Below are 20,519 nucleotides of genomic sequence, written 5' to 3'. Positions count from 1 at the left end.
CCCCGGTTTTGACCGCAGGAAGCCAGGGTCTGCCGCAATCCAAGTTCACATTTCACCAAACTTTAGTAAGACTTTATATAGGAAAATCAAAATAAACTTTGAGTAATATAAAATCATAGGTGCAACCATGTCCCTTATCGCTCTTTTCGGAAATGAACCCCGCGCCATCCTCAAGGCCCTGGACCGATCGCAAGCTGTCATCGAGTTCACGCCGACAGGCACGATCCTGACGGCCAATGCAAACTTTTGCGGTGCCGTCGGTTATGCTCTGAGCGAGATTGTCGGCAAGCACCACAGCATGTTTGTCGCACCCGACTATGCCAGGTCTCAGGATTACAAGAACTTCTGGGCGCGCCTTGAGCGCGGCGAATTCTTCAGCGCTCAGTACAAGCGTTTCGGCAAAGGGGGCCGTGAAATCTGGATTGAGGCCTCTTACAACCCCGTCATGCGCGGCGGCAAACCGTACAAGGTGATCAAGTTCGCCACCGATATCACCGAACGCAAACGCGCGGAGCTGGAAAACGGCGGCAAGCTCGATGCGATCTCCCGGGCCCAGGCGACCATCGAGTTCACACCGGACGGACAGATCCTCACAGCCAACCAGAATTTCCTCTCGGCAGTCGGCTACAAGCTGGAGGAGATCGTCGGAAAGCACCATGCGATCTTCTGCGAGCCCGACTATGTCCGCTCGCCGGATTACCAGTCCTTCTGGACATCCCTGCGCGCCGGGAAATTCAAATCCGCAGAATTCACCCGTCTGCGCAAGGATGGCCGGAAGATCTACATCCAGGCCTCCTACAACCCGATCTTCGATGAGGAAGGGAAGGTCTTCAAGGTGGTCAAATTCGCGATCGACGTCACCGGTCGCGTGTCTGCGGTGGAGGCTATCGCCGCAGGCCTGGAGCGTCTCTCGGAATGCAATATCCGCATCACGATCGACGACCCCTTCATTCCCGAGTTCGAACGTCTGCGCAATGACTTCAACAAGGCGATCGGCGAATTCCAGAAGACGCTGGAAAGCGTGCTGGGCGAAACCGGCTCGCTGACCGAGAACAGCAATAGCCTGAAGGCCGATGCGGAGGCCCTTGGCCGCCGCACCGAGCAGCAGGCCGCCGCCCTCGAACAGGCATCCGCCGCCCTCGAACAGATCACCGCAACGGTGAAGGAGGCCTCCGTTCGGGCGCGCGACACGCGCGACATCGTCAAGGAAGCACGGGCGGCAACCGGCCAGTCGGTCGATGTCGTGCGTTCGACGGTCGAGGCGATCGGGCGGATCGAGAACGCCTCGAAGGAGATCGGCAGCATCATCGATGTGATCGATCAGATTGCGTTCCAGACCAATCTTCTGGCGCTGAATGCCGGTGTCGAGGCGGCTCGTGCCGGCGATGCAGGCAAGGGTTTCGCCGTGGTTGCCCAGGAGGTTCGGGAACTCGCCCAACGTTCCGCCGCCGCCGCCCGGGAAATCTCCGCTTTGATTCTCAACTCGACCAACGAGGTCGCCGAAGGCGTCCGCCTCGTCAATGCCACTGGTAGCTCGCTGGAACGGATCGAAAAATTCGTCAACGAGATCAATGTCAACGTCGACGCCATCGCGACCGGAGCGAATGAGCAGGCCTCCAGCCTCACCGAGATCAACAATGCTGTCAATCAACTCGATCAGGCGACCCAGCAAAATGCCGGCCTCGTCTCCAGCATCAGCTCCGCGAGTGACATCATGGCGCTCGGCGCCAGCAAGATGAAAACCCTGGTCGATATCTTCAAACTCAACCGACGGGCCGCGCCGCGTGAGCCCGGTTCAGCCGCCGCCGCCGGTGGACCGCATATGCGCAAGCGGCCCAACATCGCCGCCTGAGCCGAATCGGCGTGGCTGATAGGAAGTGAAACCGGTCAGGGCACGTATCTGTAGAGCCAGTCGCGGATGTCCTCGGGCAGCGCGACCGGCTCGCCACTCTCGCCATCCCGCGCCGTCCAGGTGATGTCGATCTCCGCCACCGTCTGGCCGTCCTTTTCCAGCTGGACCTCGAAACCGACCGACTTGCCGCCGATCTTGTCGACCTGCACCGTCAGGCGCACCTGATCCTCAAGGCGGAGCGGCTGGTGCAGGCGAACCTCGAATTTGGTCGGGCTGTAATGGGGCTCGTCTTCAAGCGGCGGTCGATAACGCCAGAAGTGCCGCACCGCTTCCTCCGCATGGATGACATAGGCTGAGGCCTGCATTTCACCGGTTGGACCGATGTCGCGATAGGCGACCACCAGCGCGCTCACCTCCACCCGTTCCATTTCGTCCATCAAGGTCCCCTGGTGTTTTCGTGTGTTAGCAGCATCTAACGGCATAGGGCTGAGCTTCACAAGCGCCCGGCGCGGCAGACAATGGCCAGACGCGGCGCAAGGCCTGGGTAAAACCCGGATCCGTGGTGGAAGATGACGGTCGGTCGCATTATCTTCTGTGCAACCCCGGAAGGATGCCCATGGCCACCCGTCTCTACGAAAACCCGATCTTCCTCGAACACAACACGCCGGAAGGCCATCCCGAAAGGGCAGACCGGCTGCGCTCGCTCAATATCGCGCTGGAGCATCCGAACTTCGCCCGGCTGGAGCGTGTCGAGGCGACCCAGGCCAACGAGGACCTGGTCACGCTTGCCCATCCCGAGGAGCATCTCTTTGCGGTGATGCGGGAGATCCCCGAGGAAGAGGATCGCATCAACCAGCTGGAGGCAGATACCTATGCCTCGCAGAAGAGCCTGCAGGTGGCACTGACCGCCATCGGTGGCGCCATCGCCGCCGTCGACGACGTCATGACCGGCAAGGCCGACAACGCCTTCGTCGCGGGGCGTCCGCCGGGCCACCATGCCGAAAAGACCAAGGCCATGGGCTTTTGCCTGTTCAACACGGTGGCGATTGCCGCCCGCCATGTGCAGAAGACCTATGGCGTCGAGCGTGTGGCGATCGTCGACTGGGACGTGCACCACGGCAATGGCACCCAGGACATCTTCTGGGACGACCCCTCCGTGCTCTTCTGCTCGACGCACCAGATGCCGCTTTATCCGGGCACGGGCGCCAAGGACGAGACGGGCAAGCACCGGAACATCGTCAATGCGCCGCTCTCGCCCAATGTCGGCTCGGACCATTTCCGCGAGGCCTTCAAGAGCCGCGTGCTCCCCGCCCTCCATGATTTTGCCCCCGATTTCATCCTGATCTCCGCCGGCTTCGACGCCCATCACCGTGATCCTCTGGCGCAGATCAATCTGGTTGGCGAGGATTTCGACTGGGCGACGGGAAGGCTCTTGGAAGTCGCCGACCGTTTCGCCCAGAACCGGGTCGTCAGCCTGCTTGAAGGCGGCTATGATCTCGAAGGCCTCGCCGAATCGGCAGGCCTGCACATTCTGAGACTGATGAAGGGTTGAGTATGTCCGACGCCGTAACCGCCGATCTCTCCGGCTATTCCTTCGAAAAGGCCGTGGCCGAGCTCGAAAGCATCGTCGCCCGCCTCGAACGCGGTGACGTGGCGCTCGACGAGTCCATCGCCATCTATGAGCGCGGCGAGCTTCTGAAGAAGCATTGCGAGCAGCTCCTGTCAGCCGCAGAAAACCGCATCGAAAAGATCCGCCTCGACCGTGCCGGCAAGCCGACCGGCGTCGAGCCGCTCGACGGCGGTTGATCTCCAGCAGGCCTCACCGCCCGCTTTTGACTGCTGACCATCAACGCAAATGGCCCCTTTCGGGGCCATTCGTCGTTTTCGTGTATGCAAGGTTTTAGGCTTACTCGGCCGGGCTCTTGGCTTCCACGGCCTTGGACGGGCCGGTCTTCCACAGCGAATAGCCAACGCCGACGCCGAGGATCAGGAAGGTGATGCCCAGCGACCACTCCGGCGGGAACTTCTCCCAGCCCATGCCCCAGGCGATGAAGATCTTCGAGCCGATGAACATCAGCAGCACCGAAAGCGCATATTTGAGATAGGCGAAGCGGTGCAGGATGGCATCCAGCGCGAAGTAGAGGGCGCGCAGACCGAGGATCGCGAAGATGTTCGAGGTGTAGACGATGTAGGGGTCCGTGGTGATCGTGAACACGGCCGGCACGGAGTCGACGGCGAACACCAGGTCGGCGATCTCGATCATGACGAGCGCCAGCAGGAGCGGCGTGGCAAAACGCTTGATCTTGCCCGTCACCGGATCCGGCTTCTTGACGATGAAGGCGTGGCCATGGATCTCTTCCGTCACGTTCATGCGACGCTTCAGGAAGCGGATCATGCCGTTTTCTTCGATCTTGTGCTCCTTGTCGGCAACGAAGAGCATCTTGATGCCCGTCAGGATCAGGAAGCCGGCGAAGAAGTAGAGAACCCAGTGATACTGGTCGACGATCGTTGCACCCAGGCCGATCATGATGCCGCGCAGCACGATGACGCCGAGGATACCCCAGAACAGCACGCGGTGCTGATATTCGCGCGGGATGGCGAAGAAGCCGAAGATCAGCGCGATGACGAAGATATTGTCCATCGCCAGCGTCTTCTCGACCACGAAGGCCGTCAGATACTGCGCCGTCGCGGTCGTATCCATCTGCCAGTAGATGAAGCCTGAGAAGGCGAGGCCCAGGGTGATGTACATGGCCGAAAGCTTCAGACTTTCGGCAATGCCGATTTCATGGTCGTCCTTGTTGAGAACGCCGAGGTCGAAGGCAAGCAGCGCCACGACCAGCAGGATGAACAGCAACCACATCCACAGTGGTTTGCCGAGAAACAGAATGAGCAGGAGTTCCAATTGTTTGACCTCTGTTGCATTGATCCGGCTCGATGCAATGCACGCACGGTCTCGCTGAAGAGAGGTCCGGTCCGGGCATGACATCGAGCGTGCTCGATGCGGTCCGACATCACGAGGGTAATCCGTCGTCAGAGGGGCCCGGTCCGCAGGGGTGCAAATGGGGGCCTGACACGGGGAGTTCAAGCCCCGTGACGAGAAAAAAACACAGGAATGCCACAATTGGTAATTCTGCCGGGATGCCGGCCTACAGTGCGATCACAGTGCGGATTTCGTCGTAACCGGTCGAAAGCGCCAGACCGTCTCTCGCGATCAACCCGGCTGCCGTCAAAAGCTCCACATCCTCGTGAACACGCCGGTAGTCACGATTGAGATTGCGGGCCAGAGCCGCGACGCTTTCCTGAGGATTGCGGTGCAGATACCGCAGCAGCTCCAGCCGCTTTGCGGTCATGGTGCGCGCAAATGCGTCCCAATCGACGAAGGTCAGGTGATCCTCGTGGACAGGCTCGCCATCCTGATGCCGGCGCAAGGCGCCACCGACCCGTGCCTGCAAGGCATCGAAGCCGCCACCGACATGAACGTCCAGTTCCCTCGTCATATCGTTTCTCCTCGCAGCCGTTCGACATCGGCACGGAAATCTCTGAGAAGCTGCTCGATCCCGGCGAACGCATAGGGTGTCTCGATCGCACCGTGATGCCGATGGTCACCCTTGCCACGCTCATTGTCGTAGCAAACAAGACGTTCGCCCGGATACCCATAGAACAGTGCGTATTTGTACCGGTGCAATGATGGCGGCACCGGAACGGGCACTGACCAGATCCGAACCTCCAGAATGGCACCGTCATTGAAGACGATGCGTTCTCGGATGACCAGATCTGCCTTCATGACCAACTATGACACTGGATGCCATAGTCGTCAAACCAGCGGCTTAGGCCCGGGCCCGAAGCGCCCCTGCGACCCTGTGGATATGCTCCGCCCCGATCCCGCAGCAGCCGCCGATCATGGTTGCGCCGGCCTCTGCCCAGTCGCAGGCGAAGCGCGAATAGACGTCGCCGGTGAGATCCTGGCGGGTATCATGCAGCCCTTCATTGGCGGCCTTGTCGTCGGTGTCGCTCTCGAAGGCATTGGCATAAACGCCGATCTTGAGTGCCGCACCCTTTTCGGCAAACACGGCTGCGGCCGTCTCGACCGCCTTTTTCATGACCTCGGGCTTGGCGCAGTTGAACAGCAGCGCCGAGGCACCCGAGCCCGCCGCCCATTCCGCAGCCGCCCGCACGGTCTCGCCCGAGCGCAGCTTCGGCTCGCCACCGGACACCTGGGCTGCGTCGTCCGCCAGCGTAAAGGAGATCCAGAACGGCTTCGGCTGTGCCTTTATCGCTTTGCGCACGGCCTCGCCCTCGGCAATCAGGCTCAGCGTCTCGCCGAGCCAGACATCGACATGGGGGCTAAGGTTCTCGACCAGCACCTTCAGATAGTCCTGTACCGTCGATGGATCGAAATTCTCCGGTTCATAAGAGCCGAAGATCGGCGGCAGCGATCCCGCGACGACAACCTTGCGGCCCGCCGCATCCGCAGCCTCGCGTGCCAGCCGGCCGGAGAGCGCGATCAGGGCCGGACCGTCCTTGCGGAACCGCTCCTCGCCGATATGGAAGGGCACCAGCGCATAGGAATTGGTGGTGACGACATCGGCACCGGCGGCGATGAATTCCGCATGCACCTGGCGCACGATCTCGGGGCTGTTCATCAGCGCCAGCGCAGACCATTCCGGCTGCTTCAGCTCCGCCCCGAGCCGGAGAAGTTCGCGGCTCATGCCGCCGTCGAGGATGATGGTATCTGCCATGGGAGGGTCTCCGTCGGATGCGGTCAGGGGGTAAGTGCCTGGTCGAGATCGGCGATGATGTCGCCTGTAGTCTCGAGGCCGATCGACAGGCGGAAGAGCCCGTCGCCGGCATAGGCGCGATAATCGGAAAGGGCCTCGCCCGTGAGGCGGAAGGTCGAGGTCATCATTTCCTCGGTGTCGAGCAGCACCACGAGGCTGCGCTGGTGCCCGAGGGAAAAGGCGTAGTGAATGACACGCAGTCGCTCGGCCAGCCGATCGGCAGCGGCCCTGGGACCCCGCGTGCGAAAGCCGATCATGCCGCCGAACACATCCATCTGGCGTTTGGCGAGATCATGCTGCGGGTGCGAGGTTAGGCCCGGATAGATGACCCGCTCGACCTCCGGATGCCCTTCCAGGAAGGTTGCGACAGCAAGGGCGCTGTCTGACGCCATGCGCAGGCGTGGATAAAGCGTGTCGATGCCACGCATGATCAGCCAGGCGGATTGGGCCGGAAGTGACGCTCCAAGATAGACGCCGGCCCGCCCGCGAAGACGCGTGATCAGTTCCTTCCGCCCGATCACGGCCCCGCCCAGCACGTCGCCATGGCCATTGATGAACTTGGTCAGCGAATGGATGACGAGATCGACGCCGAGCGTGAGCGGCCGTGTCGCAACCGGCGTGGCAAAGGTGGAATCAACAGAGATCAGCGCCCCATGTCTGTGGGCAATGGCCGCCAGTGCCTTGAGATCGACGATCCGCAGGATCGGATTGACGGGGCTCTCACAGTGCACGAGCCGCGTGTTCGGTCGCATGGCGGCTTCAACCAGATCGAGCCGTGCCATGTTGACAGGCGTCACCTCGATGCCGAAATCCGGCAGCACCCTCTGGGTGAGTTCTACGGCGCCCGCATAGCAGACATCCGAGACGACGAGATGATCGCCGGCCTTGAGGAAGGTGAAGAGCGTACCGGCAATCGCCGCCATGCCCGTCGCCGTCGCCAGCGCATCCTCGGCGCCTTCGATAGCCGCCAGCCGCTGCTCCAGCTGCCGTACGGTGGGGTTCGTCCAGCGGGCATAGAGGTAGGGCAGATCGGCGAGATCCTCGACGCCATCGGCGGAAAAGGCCCCGTCGCCCGGCATCAGCGCATTGTTCACCGACATCGAGACATTGGGCGCAATCGCCCCGGTCGCGGGATCGATCACCAGGCCGGCATCTAGCGCCCGGGTTTCGGGACCGGCAGACGCGGGCAGGGGATGGGTCACGAAGACTTTCGTCATGGCATTTCACTTTCGGGCCGCCTTAGCGGCGGATCGGCACCTGCGCCTCGACAACCCCGAAGGCGCGGGTGATGAGCGCAGTCAGCGCGACATAAAAGAGGGTGACGACGATGAGCGGCTCGTAGACGAGAAGCGTGTCCTGGCGGACCTTGAAGGCGACCGCATAGAGATCCATCACGGTAACGGTGAAGGCGAGCGGCGTGGCTTTCAGCTGCAGCACGATTTCGCCGGCAATCGTCGGCAGGGCCGTGCGGATCGCCCGCGGCAGCCAGATGCGCCGGATCAGCATCAAGGGGCTCATCCCGAGCGAACGCCCGGCTTCCAGCTCGCCCTTCGGCACGGACAAGAGCGCACCGCGCAACACTTCCGACTGATAGGCGGCGAAATTCAGCGTGAAAGAAACCGCAGCAAAGAAGAAGCCTTCGCGCAGGATTGGCCAGAGGAAACTCTGCCTCAAGCCCGGCACCATCGGCAGCAGCGAGCCCACGCCGTAATAGAGGAGCCAGAGCTGGATCAGCAGTGGCGTGCCGCGAAACACGGTCGAATAGCCGCGCGCGAGATTGCGGGCGATTGGGCCGCCGCTCACCATGGCAAAGGCAAGCCCCACCGCCAACACGAAGCCGAAGCTCACCGAAATCACCAGCAGTGCAACCGTCTGAAAGGCGCCCTCGATCAAGAGCGGCCAGTATTTCGCGATCCATTCGAAATTCATCTCCGTCCCTCCCTCAATGCGCCGGCCGCTGGCCCCGGCGCACGCGGCGCTCGATGCCATGGAAGACGAGGTTGGAGAGAAGCGTGATGATGAGATAGAGGACGGCTGCCGCCAGGAAGAACAGGAAATATTCCTTGGTATTGGCGCCGGCGAGACGCGTGGTCAGCGCCAGTTCCTGATAGCCGACCACGGCAACCAGCGCGCTGTCCTTGGTCACCGACATCCAGAGATTGGCCATGCCGGGCAGGGCGTTCGGCAGAAGCGCCGGCAGCGTTACTCGGCGAAACCTGAGGAGCGGCGACATGCCGAAGGCCCGCGCCGCCTCGAGCTGTCCGGTCGGTATCGCCAGGATCGCGCCGCGCAGCACCTCGGTCATGTAAGCGCCCTGCACGAAGCCGAGCACGGCGACGGCCGCCACGAAACCATTGACCTCGATGGTCGGCAGGTTAAGCGCCATCAACAGACGGTTGAGGCCATCGGTCCCGGCATAATAGAGCCCGACGATCAGGATCAGTTCCGGAACCGCCCGGATGACAGAGGTATAGCCCTTGAGGATCAACCCCACCGGGCGATTGTCGGAGAGCTTGCCGATCGCTCCGAAGAGACCGATGACCAGTCCGATCGAAAAGGCGCAGGCCGAGATGGCGACGGTCGTCGCGGCACCGGTCAACAGCGCGCCGCCCCAGCCCGGAGGCTCGAGCGCCAGCAATTGCCAGGCCGTCATTGATCCCGTCGCCATCTCGCTCCTGGTCTCCGTCGGTTACTTCTGGCCGTAGATGTCGAAGGTGAAATAGGCCTTCGTGATCTCGTCATACTTGCCCGAGGCGCGGACAGCGGCGATCGCCGCATTCAGCTTGGCCTTCAGCTCGGTGTCTTCCTTGCGCAGACCGCCGCCAATGCCAACGCCGAGAACCGACGGATCATCCGCGACATTGCCCATGTCGGCGCAGCAATCCTTGCCGAAATCGGTGTTCAGGAAGTCGGCAAGCGGGATGGAATCGCCGAAGACATAGTCGATGCGGCCGGCGGCGAGATCCTGGAAGGCTTCGTCAAGGGTGGCGTAGGTCTGCTCTTCGGCCTTGTCGGCGAAGTATTTCGCATAATAGGCCGACTGCACGGTCGAGACCTGGATGCCGATGGTCTTGCCTTCAACGGCTTCGGGCGTCGCACCCGGCGTGCCATCCTTCGGGCCGATCAGCTTGCTCGGCGTGTTGTAGTACTTGTCGGTGAAGTCGATCGTCTTGAGGCGCTCCTCGGTGATCGACATCGACGACCAGATCACGTCGAATTTCTTCGTCTGCAGCGCCGGGATCAGTCCGTCCCAGGAGACGTCGACGATCGTGCAGGTTTCCTTCATTTCCGCGCAGACGGCGTTCATCAGGTCGATTTCCCAGCCCTTCCAGGTGCCGGAAGCATCCTTGGCGAAGAAGGGCGGATAGGCCTCGTTCATGATGCCGAAGCGCACTTCGGCCTGGGCGGTGACGGCGGTTGCGGCAAAGGCGGCACCGGCGAGAAGAAGGGAGATCATTTTCATCGTCGTTTTCCCCGATTGGTTGGATGGTTCTGGATCAGTGTTCAAACGGTCCCGCGCCCACCAAGGCTGCGGGTAAAGTCGCGGCAACGGGCGCTTTTCGGGTCGCCGAAGACCTGGTCCGGCGGTCCCTCTTCCTCGACACGCCCCTTGTCGAGGAACATCACATGGCTGGAGACGTCGCGGGCAAAGCTCATCTCGTGGGTGACGAGAAGCATGGTGCGGCCCTCTTCGGCGAGATCCCGGATAACCTTCAGCACTTCGCCGACAAGCTCCGGATCGAGCGCCGAGGTCGGCTCGTCGAACAGCATCACGGCCGGATCGACGCAGAGCGCGCGCGCAATCGCCGCCCGCTGCTGCTGGCCGCCGGAGAGAAAGGCCGGATAGGCATCGCGCTTGTCGTAGAGCCCGACCTTGGCCAGCAGCGCTTCGGCCTTCTCCACTGCCTCGCGGCGCGGCATTTTCAGAACGTGGACGGGGGCCTCGATGACGTTTTCGAGCACCGTGCGATGGGCCCAGAGATTGAAGCTCTGGAACACCATGCCAAGCCCGGTGCGCAGCCGCTCCAGTTGCTTGCGGTCGGCGGCCTCAAGGCTGCCCTTGCGGGAGGGGCGCAGCTTCAGCTCCTCACCGCCCACAATGATGCGGCCGCGGTCGGGCGCTTCAAGCAGGTTGATGCAGCGCAGAAAGGTGCTCTTGCCGGAACCGGACGAGCCGATGATCGAAATGACGTCGCCCCGACGGGCCGTGGCCGAGATGCCTTTCAGAACCTCGATGCCGGCAAAGCTTTTGTGGATGTCGTGCACATCGAGCGCGGCCGGGGTGGTCCCTGTCATCTTGATCCCAGGTAATTTGACAATTGCGAGACCTTATGAGGGAGTGGATGCGGATTTCTGGCGCATTTTCTGTCGTCTGCGGGAAAATTCCGCATCGATTGCCGGATCATTGCTGAAAGATGGCGAAAACCTTTGTTTTCCGATATGGGGCAGGAAAAATGGCAGGTGAGGGAGGAAACGCATGCCGGAAAAGCTCGATCAATTTGACCGCAGCATTCTGGAAGTGGTGCAGCGCGACTGCCAGCTGAAGGCGGAGGCGATTGCCGACAAGGTGGGGCTTTCACCCTCAGCGGTGCAGCGCAGGCTCCGCCGGCTGCGGGACGAGGGCATCATCACCGCCGAGATCGCCGTGGTAAACCGCAAGGCGACGAGCTTCCCGATGACCTTCATCACCGGCATGGAGATCGAGCGCGACAATTACGATGCGCTTGCCCGCTTCCGCGCCTGGGCCGACAAGCAGGAACACGTCCAGCAGGTCTATTATGTGACCGGCCAGGTCGATCTTGTCGCCATCATCACCGCCCGTGACGTCGAGCACTACGACGATATCAGCGCCCAGCTGATGGCCGAGAACCCGCAGATCCGCCGCATGCATACCAATGTCGTGCTGCGCGACGTCAAGGTCGGCCTGCATATCCCGGTCGGGGATTGATCCGCTGGTGACGGGCATCCTCGACCGACGCGGGAGACTAAGCGTGGTCCGTGATCAGCCGCTCAGCCGTCCGACAGTGTCGACGAGTTTGGCAGCGTCGAACGGTTTGACGATCCAGCCAGTCGCGCCTGCCTTGCGGGCGCGTTCCCGCTTCTGAGGATCGTTTTCCGTCGTGAGCACAAGGATCGGAATGGCTCTGTAACGATCGCTGCGGCGAATGCGCTCGATGAAGCCAAAACCGTCAAGCCTCGGCATGTTGATGTCGGTGATAACAAGGTCAGGTGCGTTGTCTGCGAGCACTTCCAGGCCTTGAATGCCATCTTCCGCCTGCAGCGTCTCATAGCCAGCGCTTTCAAGCGTCTGGGTCACCATGGACAGGATGGTTTTGGAATCATCCACCGCCAGAATTTTCTTCACCAAGATTGCCTCGCTTCCTTCACGCTTCGCTGGAGCCATACTCAACGGTTGGGCCGGCTGCGATCACAATAGTTAGATATAGCTTATTTAGAATTAACGGACTTTACCTGTGATCGATAAGCGAGTGTCGATTTGGGTTTCAAACACCGTAAGAGTTCCAGCCTGATCGTTCAGCGGATGCGGTCGAGTGGCGAAGGCTGAACGATGCGTCACCGCGTCTGCAGTCGATCCGTTCTATGATCCGCGTCGAGACCTGATAATCTTGACCCGATTGAACGAAGAGGTTTCCCATGTCCTTCTTTCCCGGAAATGATCCCGTCCCGGGCGATGCCTTTGCCTGCGATGCCATCGAACATCTGATCATTCCCCGCTCCAGCGATATCGGTGGCTTTGCCGTGCGCCGCGCGTTGCCTTCCAGCCGCCGCCGCCTGGTCGGCCCCTTCATCTTTTTCGACCGCATGGGACCCACGGTGCTCAAGGCCGGAGAAGCGATGGATGTCCGCCCCCATCCGCATATCGGTCTCTCCACCGTCACCTATCTCTTCGATGGCGAGATCAAGCACCGCGACAGCCTCGGCACCGAGCTTGTGATTGCGCCTGGAGACATCAACCTGATGACGGCGGGTCGCGGCATTGTGCATTCCGAACGCACGCCGGAAAACCTGCGTGGCCATCCGCTCTCCATGTCCGGCCTGCAGACCTGGATTGCGCTCCCGGACCAGCACGAAGAGATTGACCCGGCCTTTGCCCACACGGCCAAGACCGAGCTTCCGATCTTTGCCGATCGCGGCGCTTCCGGCCGTGTGGTGATCGGCTCCATGGGAGGCTTGCGCTCACCGGTCAAAACCTTCTCGGAGACACTCTACGTCGATCTGACGCTCGAGCCCCGGGCCCGCTTTCCCTTCGATGCCGGCCAGGAAGAGCGCGCGCTTTACATCCTCTCAGGCGAAATCGAGATCGCCGGCGATCGCTTCGCGTCCGACCAGCTGCTCGTCTTCCGCCCCGGCGACGAGATCACGCTCATCGGCGGCGCGACCGGTTGTCACGTGATGTTGTTCGGGGGGGCCGCGCTTGGCACGCAGAAACATATCTGGTGGAACTTCGTTTCCTCGTCGAAGGAGCGCATCGAACAGGCAAAGGAAGAGTGGAGAACCGGCCGTTTCGACATTGTTCCGGGGGACGAAGAAGAGTTCGTGCCTTTGCCCGAGGGCCGTTGACGTCTATATAGCAGTTTGGTGTCGGATATTTGCCCAGTTCGTCTTGGGATGCTATCGCGCACCCAAACGCGTTGAAGAGGCAAGAGCCCGTGACATCCATGCCCGATACCCCGCTGCTGGACAAGGTCGAGTTCCCCAAAGACCTGAAGACCATCGAGGACCGCGATCTGCCGCAGTTGGCGCGCGAAGTGCGCGACGAAATGATCGATGCGGTGTCGAAGACGGGTGGTCATCTGGGTGCCGGTCTCGGTGTGGTCGAGCTGACGATCGCCATCCACAAGGTCTTCAACACCCCCGAAGACCGTCTGATCTTTGACGTCGGCCACCAATGCTATCCCCACAAGATCCTGACCGGCCGCCGCGACCGCATCCGCACGCTGCGCCAGGAAGACGGCTTGTCCGGCTTCACCAAGCGCGCCGAGAGCGAATACGATCCCTTCGGTGCCGCCCATTCCTCCACTTCGATTTCCGCCGGCCTCGGCATGGCGGTGGCCGCCGACCTGTCGAAGACCGACCGCAAGGTTATCGCCGTCATCGGTGACGGCGCTATGTCTGCCGGCATGGCCTATGAGGCACTGAACAATGCAGGCGCGCTCGACGCCCGGCTGATCGTCATCTTGAACGACAACGATATGTCGATTGCCCCGCCGACGGGCGCAATGAGCGCTTATCTCGCGCGTCTCGCCTCCGGCCGCAGCTATATGGGCTTCCGCGAGTTCGGCAAGAAGCTGACCGCCTATCTCGGCAAGACCGTCGACCGCGCGATCACCCGCGCCGTCGAGCATGCCCGTGGCTACGTCACCGGCGGTACGATGTTCGAGGAGCTCGGCTTCTACCATATCGGCCCGATCGACGGTCATTCCTTCGATCATCTGCTGCCCGTGCTGCGTAACGTTCGCGACAACGCGAAGGGCCCGGTGCTGATCCATGTCGTGACCCAGAAGGGCAAGGGCTACGCCCCCGCCGAAGCGGCCGCCGACAAGTATCACGGCGTCAACAAGTTCGATGTCATCACCGGCACCCAGGCGAAGGCCAAGCCGAATGCGCCGGCCTATACCTCCGTCTTCGCCGATGCGCTGGTCGAGGAAGCCCGCCACGACGAGAAGATCGTCGGCATCACCGCCGCCATGCCCTCGGGCACCGGCCTCGACAAGCTGCAGTCGATCTTCCCTGAACGCACCTTCGATGTCGGTATCGCCGAACAGCATGCGGTGACCTTTGCAGCCGGCCTTGCTGCCGAAGGCTTCAAACCCTTCTGCGCGCTCTATTCGACCTTCCTGCAGCGTGGTTACGACCAGGTCGTGCATGATGTCGGCATCCAGGGTCTGCCGGTCCGCTTTCCCATCGACCGCGCCGGCTTCGTCGGTGCCGACGGGCCGACCCATGCCGGCTCCTTTGACACCGGGTTCCTCGCGGCACTGCCAGGCTTCGTGGTCATGGCGGCGGCCGATGAGGCGGAGCTGAAGCATATGGTCCGCACCGCTGCGGCCTATGACGAAGGTCCGATCTCCTTCCGCTATCCGCGCGGCGAAGGCGTTGGCGTTCCCATGCCCGAACGCGGCGAGATCCTTGCAATCGGCAAGGGCCGCATCGTCAAGCAGGGCTCGAAGGTCGCACTCCTCTCCTTCGGCACGCGCCTTGCCGACTGTCTGCTCGCCGCCGAAGACCTGGACGCTGCAGGTCTCTCGACCACCGTCGCCGATGCACGCTTCGCCAAACCTCTGGATCACGACCTGATCCGCCAGCTCGCCCGCCATCACCAGGTGGTGGTGACGGTCGAAGAAGGCGCCGTCGGCGGCTTCGGCAGCCATGTCATGCATTTCCTCGTCAATGAGGGCCTGCTCGACAACGGCCTGAAGGTCCGCTCGCTGGTGCTGCCCGACATCTGGATGGACCAGGCCAAGCCCGAAACCATGTATGCCAAGGCAGGCCTCGATGCCGCCGGTATTCTGAGGACGGTGTTTGCAGCGCTTGGGCAGGACGTGCCGGGTGTGATTGCGGCGGGTTGAGGCGGTCCACTTGCTTGATTGAAGTGTACGCCAAAACGGCGTACACTTGTAGCGAGACGTGAGGGCCGCCATCATGAGCACAGCCAAGAACATCAGCCGGACCAAAGAAGACCGTGTGACAGAGCGGATGCACTTTCGCACCAAGCCGCATGTCAAACAGGCGATCCAGCGCGCTGCTGCGATCAGCGGGGTCGATGAAACGGCTTTTGCGATGAATGCGGCCTATGCCTCGGCGCTCGCGACCATCGAAGCGCATGAACGGACACTTCTGCAACCGATCGATCACGAAGCTTTCTTCGACGCACTCGATAACCCGCGTTCCCCGACCGACGCCTTGCGAAATGCCTTTGCCAGCCACAAGTCGCGCGTCATCAGCAGATGAATGACGAGGGGCACTCGGTCCTCATCGAGTTGCTCGATCCCGAGCGCCATGATCGGGACAGCTTTTCCTGCGGCGTCGAAACCGTCGACAACTACTTCCGCAAGACCGCGAACAAGCTCGCCAAGGCCGGCAATGCGCGCGTCTACGTGATGACCTCTGAGAACGGCGATGTGATCGGCTTCTATGCCCTCAATGCCCATTCTGTCGATTTCACGGAACTGCCGTCTCGCTACGCCCGGAGCCGCCCATCCCATGGTGCGATCCCTGCCGCCTTCATTTCCATGATCGGTGTGGACCAGCGATATGCCGGACAAGGCTATGGCGGCGATCTGCTCGCCGACGCCCTGCTGCGGATCGTGCAGGCAGCCGAGCGGATCGGCATTGCGGTGGTCATTCTGGACGTGCTGGATGACGGCAATCCAGATCACCTAGCCCGTCGAAAGACCCTCTACCTGCGCTACGGTTTCCAGGCGCTGCCATCGAACCCACTCCGTCTATTCTTGCCGGTGGCAGCCATACGCCAACTTGTTTCACAGCTATAACCTTCTTCTCAACCAGAATGGCTGCCCAGCTGCAGTCCCTTGACATGCTGAGGATAAAGCAGAATTATACGTAAATCCGTATAATTCTGGAGCCGCCCGTTGGAACGTCTCGAATACGATAACATCTTTGACGTCGTCGCGGAGAACTCGGCGGAAGCTGCGGATCTGCAGTTTCGCGCGGACCTGATGTTGACGCTTCGCAAGCTGCTTGAGGAAAGAAAGCTGCGGCAGGCAGAGATTGCAGAGGCGCTCGGCGTGTCTCAGCCGCGCGTCAGCGAATTGATGCGCGGCAAGATCGACCTCTTCTCCGCTGATAAGCTGATCGGCTTTCTGGCGCGCCTCGATGTTCGGCTGAGGCCATCGGTTGATGCCAGTGGTCGGGTCGTTTGTGAGGTCGTACAGGCGGCTTAGCGCTTGGTCGCGAGCTCTGATACCATGAGCTTGTAGCGCTCACTGGCCGTTTTCATTGCGTGCCGGTCCACACCGTTCGTCGTCTTGGTGAAAGCATGCAGGATGTAGACGGTCTCGGCAAACTTGGCGCAGTAGATCGCGCGATAGGCATTCGGTGTATTCTCGATGAGTTCGATCGCACCGGGACCAACCGTTTCTGCCAAATGCTTCCAGCGCGAAAACGGCGGTTCACCCCGCTGCACCGCCTGAAGGTCCGCACCGAACTGCCGCTGGATCTCCCGTGGCAGATCGAGGAAGGCGCGTTTGGCTGCTTCGTTGACAAAGACGAACTTCTTCATGCGTTGACCGGGCCAGACAATAGGGGGATTGCTTTGGGTTGAATTTCCGCACATCTGCCCCCTGACTGCAAGCTCACCCCTCTCTGGACTTCCCCCAAACGCCCCGCTAGACCGGAGCCTCAATCGACGGACCCTGAAACGGGCTCTGGAGGCCCCATGCACACCGCACACACCACGGATATCGCACCCGACGTCGCGCCCGACTGGGCAGCGATCGCGGTTGTCATCCTGGGCGTCACCGCCTTTGCGGTGGGGCAGGGGCTCACCTATCCGCTGATTGCGCTGATCCTTGAAAGCCGAGGTGTCTCCTCCAGCATGGCGGGCTTGAACGCCTCGGTCTTTGCGCTGGGCCTCGCCTCCTCGACGCTTCTGATCGGCAAGCTCACGCAGCTGGTGCGCGGCGACAGGCTGATCGTCGCCTCGCTGCTCGGCGTCTCCGTCTGTCTTGCCACCTTCTCGGTCTTCGACCAGCTTTGGGTCTGGTTCGTCGCCCGCTTTCTGCTCGGCTTCTGCACCAGCATCATCTACACCGTCTCCGAAGCCTGGCTGAACACAGCCTGTCCGGACCGCCTGCGCGGCCGTGTCTCCGGCGCCTATAGTGCCGGCATGTGCGCAGGGTTCGCTGCAGGTCCGCTCGCCATTCCGCTTGTCGGCATCGAGGACGGCTTCGCCTTTGCGCTGACGGCGGCTTACGTGGCACTCGTCGCTTTTGCCTCGGTCATGCTCGGGCGCTATGCCAAGACCAAGCCGGAAGCCTCGGAAGCGGGCGGGCTCCTGACCTTCGTCAAAATGGCGCCGGTGCTGACGCTGATGGTCGTCGCCTTCGGCTTTTCGGATATCGCGGCGATCTCGATGATCCCGCTCTATTTCGTCGAACGCGGCTACAGCCAGAGTTTCGCAGCCTTCGTCGTCACCATGGTGGCCCTGCCGACGGCGCTTGCCCAGCCCTTTGTCGGCTGGTTGCTGGATCGCCTGTCGCGCCCGGTGATCGCCGTCTCCGGCTCGTTGATCGCTTCTGTCGCCTTCCTGGCTCTGCCCTTCATGACCTCTGAGGCCGCCTTGCTGATCACCATCTCGATCCTCGGTGCAGCAAGCTTCTCGCTCTACACGGCAGCGCTGACCCTGCTCGGTGAGCGCTTTCGCGGTGGTCTCCTGGTCTCGGGCGCTGCGGTCTTCGCACTCGCCTACGCGATCGGCAGTGCCGCCGGCTCCGGCAGCACGGGGCTGACAATGGATCTCGTCTCCATCCATGCCGGCCCCGTCTTCGTCGGCCTTTTGATGCTCGGCTTCACCGGCTTCTTCGCCGTGAACCTCATGCGCCTGCGCGCCGCAAAGCGCTGAACCCATGCTGGAAACCTCGCCGCCCGACATCTTCGATTGCCAGACCTGCGGTGCCTGCTGCGCCTATTCCGCCGACTGGCCGCGCTTTTCCATGGAAAGCGACGAGGAGATTGCCGCGATCCCCGAAGCGATGATCGCCAAGTACGAAAGCGGCATGAAGTTCGAGAACGGGCGCTGCGCGGCGCTCACCGGCGAAGTCGGCAAACATGTCGGCTGCGCGGTCTATTCCGTGCGCCCGCATGTCTGTCGCACCTGCATGCCCGGCGACGAGGAATGCAAGATCGCCCGCGCCGAGTTCGGCTTTCCGATCGATGGCCTGCCGGAGCCTGATGTCTACGAGGCCTGACCTCTTCAGCGGATACTGATCGTCACCTGATCAGCCGGCAGTTCCCCGCCGATCTCCGCCGCCTGGCTCTTCTTGTCATAGACGCAGATCGAACTGACGACAGCAGCGGCCCCAACAGCCTTGCCGGTCAGGATCGCCACGCCATAACTCTCCGTCCCGAAGGGATCGACGACGACCTTTGGCTGTTCGATCCGCCCTTCAGCGAGCGCTGTGCATTTGGCCGCAACATCCTTGGCGAAGTCCTCCCAGGCATCATCCGAAGAGGCGAGCACTGTCGAAGAGAGCGGAATGAGGACGAGCGCTGTCGCAAGGAGAAGCGTCTGGGAACGGAACATGGGGGACCTCGGTTGGATGCAATCGAGCTGTGAACCTCGGCCGAAACGCTACACCGCGCAAGTCCAAAAACGGAAGACATTTCTTTCGCTTGGAGGCCGGATTTTGGAAGGGCAAAGGTTGCCTGAGCGAGGTTCCGCACCTATGTTCCCGTCACCTGCCAAACCGCAATCCATTCGCCAAAAGGAGATCTCACCATGGCCTTCGAATTGCCCGCCCTCCCGTATGCCTACGACTCGCTCGCCCCGTTCATGTCGGCTGAAACTCTTGAGTTTCACCACGACAAGCACCACCAGGCCTATGTGACCAACGGCAACAACCTTCTGAAGGATTCGGGCCTGGAAGGCCTGTCCCTGGAAGAGATCGTCAAGCAGTCCTACGGCAAGCATGCCGGCCTCTTCAACAATGCCGGCCAGCACTACAACCACATCCACTTCTGGAACTGGATGAAGAAGGGCGGCGGCGGCAACAAGCTGCCGGGCAAGCTGCAGGCTGCCATCGACAGCGACCTCGGCGGCTATGATAAGTTCAAGGCCGATTTCGTCGCAGCCGGCACGACCCAGTTCGGCTCCGGCTGGGCCTGGCTCTCCGTCAAGGACGGCAAGCTCGAAATCTCCAAGACCCCGAACGGCGAAAGCCCGCTGATCCACGGCGCGTCCCCGATCCTCGGCGTCGACGTCTGGGAACACTCCTACTACATCGACTACCGCAACGCCCGTCCGAAGTACCTCGAAGCCTTCGTCGACAGCCTGATCAACTGGGACTATGTCCTGGAAATGTACGAAGCCGCGACCAAGTAAGCGCGTCAGCCCATTGTTTTGGAAACGCCCGGTGCTCTGCATCGGGCGTTTTCGTTTCTGGACTGCAGGTGCTCCAGAACGAGGAAGTGGAACCATCCCCCGTCGATCACGTTACTTTGGCAAGATCTCACAAACGAAAAGGAGCCGAGTCATGGCGACGTCCAACCTGCAGGCAGAATTGCGCGAGCTGCGCGAACAGATGAGCGACCTGCGGGAGGCGGTTGGCCGTCAGGCCGGGCGCGCCGGCTACGATGCCCGTCATCGCGCATCGGAAGCTCTTCATGGGGCAGCCCGCACGGCAGGCACGGTTGCCGACTACGCGCGCGACGGTGCCGACAGCGTCGCCGGCGTGGTGCGCCGTCATCCGACCGCCACCTCCACGGCCCTGATCACCCTCGGCATCATCGGTGGCGTGATCGGCTATCTTGTGGCCACCTCCACCCCGAACCGGCGCGACAATCGCTGGCACTGGAATTGAGGTCATCGAATGGTGAAGGTGACCTATCACGTCGTCGCCCATGACGAAGGCTATGCCTACCGTCTGGGCGACATCTATTCCGAGCCTTATCCGACCCACGACGAGGTGCTCGCAGCCGCCCGTCAGGCGGCGGGAGCACAGCAGCTGGCCGATGGCGACGCCGAAATCAGCTGGCAGAACGACGAAGGCGAATGGATCCATGAACATGCGGACGGTGCGGACCGCCCCATGACGGACGTCGTCGACGATGTCGAGGACGACCGGTAGCCTGATCATTTTGAGTTCAGGCAAAGGAAAGCCCGTGGTGCGCGCCACGGGCTTTCTTGA

At 61.7% G+C, this 20,519-nt stretch carries 27 protein-coding genes; 14 read left to right on the top strand and 13 right to left on the bottom strand.

The window, feature by feature from the left end; all coding sequences use genetic code 11:
* Nucleotides 1–127: 127 nt before the first annotated feature.
* Entirely contained in the window at nt 128–1,852 is a 1,725-nt protein-coding gene (locus tag AC1PUL_RS13030; RefSeq protein WP_480464595.1) for a methyl-accepting chemotaxis protein, read from the top strand.
* 35 nt (nt 1,853–1,887) lie between these two features.
* Here the strand turns inward: AC1PUL_RS13030 and AC1PUL_RS13025 are convergent, their stop codons facing one another.
* Complete coding sequence (locus AC1PUL_RS13025) at nt 1,888–2,289, bottom strand: acyl-CoA thioesterase (protein ID WP_480464594.1); 402 nt, start codon at nt 2,287–2,289, stop codon at nt 1,888–1,890.
* Between the two features lie 179 nt (nt 2,290–2,468).
* Between AC1PUL_RS13025 and AC1PUL_RS13020 the strand changes: the two genes are divergently transcribed.
* Together AC1PUL_RS13020 and AC1PUL_RS13015 are read left to right on the top strand one after the other, a co-directional pair.
* Nucleotides 2,469–3,404 (top strand): histone deacetylase family protein, encoded by a 936-nt coding sequence (locus tag AC1PUL_RS13020; RefSeq protein WP_480464593.1) that lies wholly within the window; start codon nt 2,469–2,471, stop codon nt 3,402–3,404.
* Between the two features lie 2 nt (nt 3,405–3,406).
* The gene (locus AC1PUL_RS13015; protein ID WP_480464592.1) at nt 3,407–3,658 is read left to right on the top strand and encodes an exodeoxyribonuclease VII small subunit; all 252 of its coding nucleotides are present in this window, start codon (nt 3,407–3,409) and stop codon (nt 3,656–3,658) included.
* A gap of 100 nt (nt 3,659–3,758) precedes the next feature.
* Here AC1PUL_RS13015 and AC1PUL_RS13010 read toward each other — a convergent pair whose 3' ends face one another.
* From AC1PUL_RS13010 to AC1PUL_RS12970, 9 genes are all read right to left on the bottom strand, one after another.
* Nucleotides 3,759–4,712, bottom strand: a complete 954-nt coding sequence (locus tag AC1PUL_RS13010; RefSeq protein WP_480468579.1) for a TerC family protein — start codon at nt 4,710–4,712, stop codon at nt 3,759–3,761.
* Between the two features lie 286 nt (nt 4,713–4,998).
* Nucleotides 4,999–5,349 carry an HVO_A0114 family putative DNA-binding protein gene (locus tag AC1PUL_RS13005; protein WP_480464591.1) on the bottom strand — a complete coding sequence of 117 codons (351 nt, stop codon included), beginning with the start codon at nt 5,347–5,349 and terminating at the stop codon, nt 4,999–5,001.
* The gene (locus AC1PUL_RS13000; RefSeq protein ID WP_480464590.1) at nt 5,346–5,636 is read right to left on the bottom strand and encodes a toxin-antitoxin system TumE family protein; all 291 of its coding nucleotides are present in this window, start codon (nt 5,634–5,636) and stop codon (nt 5,346–5,348) included. Before AC1PUL_RS13000 ends, AC1PUL_RS13005 begins: the two co-directional genes overlap by 4 nt.
* A gap of 43 nt (nt 5,637–5,679) precedes the next feature.
* Complete coding sequence (locus AC1PUL_RS12995; protein ID WP_480464589.1) at nt 5,680–6,591, bottom strand: homocysteine S-methyltransferase family protein; 912 nt, start codon at nt 6,589–6,591, stop codon at nt 5,680–5,682.
* Between the two features lie 23 nt (nt 6,592–6,614).
* The gene (locus AC1PUL_RS12990) at nt 6,615–7,847 is read right to left on the bottom strand and encodes a trans-sulfuration enzyme family protein (RefSeq protein ID WP_480464588.1); all 1,233 of its coding nucleotides are present in this window, start codon (nt 7,845–7,847) and stop codon (nt 6,615–6,617) included.
* Nucleotides 7,848–7,869: 22 nt separating this feature from the next.
* Complete coding sequence (locus AC1PUL_RS12985; protein ID WP_480464587.1) at nt 7,870–8,559, bottom strand: ABC transporter permease; 690 nt, start codon at nt 8,557–8,559, stop codon at nt 7,870–7,872.
* A gap of 13 nt (nt 8,560–8,572) precedes the next feature.
* Entirely contained in the window at nt 8,573–9,298 is a 726-nt protein-coding gene (locus tag AC1PUL_RS12980) for an ABC transporter permease (RefSeq protein ID WP_480464586.1), read from the bottom strand.
* Between the two features lie 21 nt (nt 9,299–9,319).
* Nucleotides 9,320–10,093 (bottom strand): transporter substrate-binding domain-containing protein, encoded by a 774-nt coding sequence (locus tag AC1PUL_RS12975; RefSeq protein ID WP_480464585.1) that lies wholly within the window; start codon nt 10,091–10,093, stop codon nt 9,320–9,322.
* 41 nt (nt 10,094–10,134) lie between these two features.
* Entirely contained in the window at nt 10,135–10,926 is a 792-nt protein-coding gene (locus tag AC1PUL_RS12970) for an ABC transporter ATP-binding protein (RefSeq protein WP_480464584.1), read from the bottom strand.
* Nucleotides 10,927–11,107: 181 nt separating this feature from the next.
* Here AC1PUL_RS12970 and AC1PUL_RS12965 point away from each other — a divergent pair, with 181 nt between their 5' ends.
* A complete protein-coding gene (locus AC1PUL_RS12965) occupies nt 11,108–11,578 on the top strand; it encodes an Lrp/AsnC family transcriptional regulator (protein ID WP_480464583.1) in 471 nt (156 codons plus the stop codon).
* Nucleotides 11,579–11,632: 54 nt separating this feature from the next.
* Here AC1PUL_RS12965 and AC1PUL_RS12960 read toward each other — a convergent pair whose 3' ends face one another.
* The gene (locus AC1PUL_RS12960) at nt 11,633–11,998 is read right to left on the bottom strand and encodes a response regulator (protein WP_480464582.1); all 366 of its coding nucleotides are present in this window, start codon (nt 11,996–11,998) and stop codon (nt 11,633–11,635) included.
* A gap of 287 nt (nt 11,999–12,285) precedes the next feature.
* Between AC1PUL_RS12960 and AC1PUL_RS12955 the strand changes: the two genes are divergently transcribed.
* From AC1PUL_RS12955 to AC1PUL_RS12935, 5 genes are all read left to right on the top strand, one after another.
* Nucleotides 12,286–13,212: a pirin family protein gene (locus AC1PUL_RS12955; protein ID WP_480464581.1), complete on the top strand. Its 927-nt coding sequence runs from the start codon at nt 12,286–12,288 to the stop codon at nt 13,210–13,212.
* A gap of 89 nt (nt 13,213–13,301) precedes the next feature.
* Nucleotides 13,302–15,221, top strand: coding sequence for a 1-deoxy-D-xylulose-5-phosphate synthase (gene dxs, locus AC1PUL_RS12950; RefSeq protein WP_480464580.1), 1,920 nt, complete (start codon nt 13,302–13,304; stop codon nt 15,219–15,221).
* Between the two features lie 73 nt (nt 15,222–15,294).
* Nucleotides 15,295–15,603 (top strand): type II toxin-antitoxin system TacA family antitoxin, encoded by a 309-nt coding sequence (locus tag AC1PUL_RS12945; protein ID WP_480464579.1) that lies wholly within the window; start codon nt 15,295–15,297, stop codon nt 15,601–15,603.
* Nucleotides 15,600–16,145: a GNAT family N-acetyltransferase gene (locus tag AC1PUL_RS12940; protein WP_480464578.1), complete on the top strand. Its 546-nt coding sequence runs from the start codon at nt 15,600–15,602 to the stop codon at nt 16,143–16,145. Before AC1PUL_RS12945 ends, AC1PUL_RS12940 begins: the two co-directional genes overlap by 4 nt.
* Before the next feature lie 99 nt (nt 16,146–16,244).
* On the top strand, nt 16,245–16,556 hold the full coding sequence (locus AC1PUL_RS12935) for a helix-turn-helix domain-containing protein (RefSeq protein ID WP_480464577.1): 312 nt from the start codon (nt 16,245–16,247) through the stop codon (nt 16,554–16,556).
* On the opposite strand, the gene AC1PUL_RS12930 is transcribed toward AC1PUL_RS12935, so the two are convergent.
* Nucleotides 16,553–16,894 (bottom strand): type II toxin-antitoxin system RelE/ParE family toxin, encoded by a 342-nt coding sequence (locus AC1PUL_RS12930; protein ID WP_480464576.1) that lies wholly within the window; start codon nt 16,892–16,894, stop codon nt 16,553–16,555. The two genes, AC1PUL_RS12935 and AC1PUL_RS12930, sit on opposite strands and share 4 nt — an antisense overlap.
* A gap of 156 nt (nt 16,895–17,050) precedes the next feature.
* Between AC1PUL_RS12930 and AC1PUL_RS12925 the strand changes: the two genes are divergently transcribed.
* Both AC1PUL_RS12925 and AC1PUL_RS12920 read left to right on the top strand, forming a co-directional pair.
* On the top strand, nt 17,051–18,235 hold the full coding sequence (locus AC1PUL_RS12925) for an MFS transporter (protein ID WP_480464575.1): 1,185 nt from the start codon (nt 17,051–17,053) through the stop codon (nt 18,233–18,235).
* A 4-nt stretch (nt 18,236–18,239) separates the two neighbouring features.
* Nucleotides 18,240–18,581 (top strand): YkgJ family cysteine cluster protein, encoded by a 342-nt coding sequence (locus AC1PUL_RS12920; protein ID WP_480464574.1) that lies wholly within the window; start codon nt 18,240–18,242, stop codon nt 18,579–18,581.
* Between the two features lie 5 nt (nt 18,582–18,586).
* Here AC1PUL_RS12920 and AC1PUL_RS12915 read toward each other — a convergent pair whose 3' ends face one another.
* Nucleotides 18,587–18,916 carry a hypothetical protein gene (locus tag AC1PUL_RS12915; protein WP_480464573.1) on the bottom strand — a complete coding sequence of 110 codons (330 nt, stop codon included), beginning with the start codon at nt 18,914–18,916 and terminating at the stop codon, nt 18,587–18,589.
* Nucleotides 18,917–19,111: 195 nt separating this feature from the next.
* Between AC1PUL_RS12915 and AC1PUL_RS12910 the strand changes: the two genes are divergently transcribed.
* The 3 genes from AC1PUL_RS12910 (at nt 19,112) to AC1PUL_RS12900 (ending at nt 20,459) form a co-directional block, all read left to right on the top strand.
* Nucleotides 19,112–19,714, top strand: coding sequence for a superoxide dismutase (locus tag AC1PUL_RS12910; RefSeq protein WP_298464282.1), 603 nt, complete (start codon nt 19,112–19,114; stop codon nt 19,712–19,714).
* A 151-nt stretch (nt 19,715–19,865) separates the two neighbouring features.
* Nucleotides 19,866–20,192: a hypothetical protein gene (locus tag AC1PUL_RS12905; RefSeq protein WP_480464572.1), complete on the top strand. Its 327-nt coding sequence runs from the start codon at nt 19,866–19,868 to the stop codon at nt 20,190–20,192.
* A gap of 9 nt (nt 20,193–20,201) precedes the next feature.
* Nucleotides 20,202–20,459, top strand: coding sequence for a DUF2188 domain-containing protein (locus tag AC1PUL_RS12900; RefSeq protein WP_480464571.1), 258 nt, complete (start codon nt 20,202–20,204; stop codon nt 20,457–20,459).
* Nucleotides 20,460–20,519: the final 60 nt, after the last annotated feature.

It is taken from the genome of Rhizobium sp. P43, from assembly GCF_056730705.1.
This window is presented reverse-complemented; position numbering and strand designations above follow the sequence as displayed.

What these genes read in the sequence shown, in the direction of transcription:
- AC1PUL_RS12915 (WP_480464573.1), bottom strand. Translation starts at nt 18,916, where the DNA reads ATGTTCCGTTCCCAGACGCTTCTCCTTGCGACAGCGCTCGTCCTCATT.
- AC1PUL_RS12920 (WP_480464574.1), top strand. Translation starts at nt 18,240, where the DNA reads ATGCTGGAAACCTCGCCGCCCGACATCTTCGATTGCCAGACCTGCGGT.
- AC1PUL_RS12995 (WP_480464589.1), bottom strand. Translation starts at nt 6,591, where the DNA reads ATGGCAGATACCATCATCCTCGACGGCGGCATGAGCCGCGAACTTCTC.
- AC1PUL_RS12925 (WP_480464575.1), top strand. Translation starts at nt 17,051, where the DNA reads ATGCACACCGCACACACCACGGATATCGCACCCGACGTCGCGCCCGAC.
- AC1PUL_RS12955 (WP_480464581.1), top strand. Translation starts at nt 12,286, where the DNA reads ATGTCCTTCTTTCCCGGAAATGATCCCGTCCCGGGCGATGCCTTTGCC.
- AC1PUL_RS12980 (WP_480464586.1), bottom strand. Translation starts at nt 9,298, where the DNA reads ATGGCGACGGGATCAATGACGGCCTGGCAATTGCTGGCGCTCGAGCCT.
- AC1PUL_RS13010 (WP_480468579.1), bottom strand. Translation starts at nt 4,712, where the DNA reads ATGTGGTTGCTGTTCATCCTGCTGGTCGTGGCGCTGCTTGCCTTCGAC.
- AC1PUL_RS13000 (WP_480464590.1), bottom strand. Translation starts at nt 5,636, where the DNA reads ATGAAGGCAGATCTGGTCATCCGAGAACGCATCGTCTTCAATGACGGT.
- AC1PUL_RS12975 (WP_480464585.1), bottom strand. Translation starts at nt 10,093, where the DNA reads ATGAAAATGATCTCCCTTCTTCTCGCCGGTGCCGCCTTTGCCGCAACC.
- AC1PUL_RS12930 (WP_480464576.1), bottom strand. Translation starts at nt 16,894, where the DNA reads ATGAAGAAGTTCGTCTTTGTCAACGAAGCAGCCAAACGCGCCTTCCTC.
- AC1PUL_RS13030 (WP_480464595.1), top strand. Translation starts at nt 128, where the DNA reads ATGTCCCTTATCGCTCTTTTCGGAAATGAACCCCGCGCCATCCTCAAG.
- AC1PUL_RS12990 (WP_480464588.1), bottom strand. Translation starts at nt 7,847, where the DNA reads ATGACGAAAGTCTTCGTGACCCATCCCCTGCCCGCGTCTGCCGGTCCC.
- AC1PUL_RS12945 (WP_480464579.1), top strand. Translation starts at nt 15,295, where the DNA reads ATGAGCACAGCCAAGAACATCAGCCGGACCAAAGAAGACCGTGTGACA.
- AC1PUL_RS12905 (WP_480464572.1), top strand. Translation starts at nt 19,866, where the DNA reads ATGGCGACGTCCAACCTGCAGGCAGAATTGCGCGAGCTGCGCGAACAG.
- AC1PUL_RS12970 (WP_480464584.1), bottom strand. Translation starts at nt 10,926, where the DNA reads ATGACAGGGACCACCCCGGCCGCGCTCGATGTGCACGACATCCACAAA.
- AC1PUL_RS13015 (WP_480464592.1), top strand. Translation starts at nt 3,407, where the DNA reads ATGTCCGACGCCGTAACCGCCGATCTCTCCGGCTATTCCTTCGAAAAG.
- AC1PUL_RS12965 (WP_480464583.1), top strand. Translation starts at nt 11,108, where the DNA reads ATGCCGGAAAAGCTCGATCAATTTGACCGCAGCATTCTGGAAGTGGTG.
- AC1PUL_RS12900 (WP_480464571.1), top strand. Translation starts at nt 20,202, where the DNA reads ATGGTGAAGGTGACCTATCACGTCGTCGCCCATGACGAAGGCTATGCC.
- AC1PUL_RS12910 (WP_298464282.1), top strand. Translation starts at nt 19,112, where the DNA reads ATGGCCTTCGAATTGCCCGCCCTCCCGTATGCCTACGACTCGCTCGCC.
- AC1PUL_RS13025 (WP_480464594.1), bottom strand. Translation starts at nt 2,289, where the DNA reads ATGGACGAAATGGAACGGGTGGAGGTGAGCGCGCTGGTGGTCGCCTAT.
- AC1PUL_RS13020 (WP_480464593.1), top strand. Translation starts at nt 2,469, where the DNA reads ATGGCCACCCGTCTCTACGAAAACCCGATCTTCCTCGAACACAACACG.
- AC1PUL_RS13005 (WP_480464591.1), bottom strand. Translation starts at nt 5,349, where the DNA reads ATGACGAGGGAACTGGACGTTCATGTCGGTGGCGGCTTCGATGCCTTG.
- AC1PUL_RS12985 (WP_480464587.1), bottom strand. Translation starts at nt 8,559, where the DNA reads ATGAATTTCGAATGGATCGCGAAATACTGGCCGCTCTTGATCGAGGGC.
- AC1PUL_RS12940 (WP_480464578.1), top strand. Translation starts at nt 15,600, where the DNA reads ATGAATGACGAGGGGCACTCGGTCCTCATCGAGTTGCTCGATCCCGAG.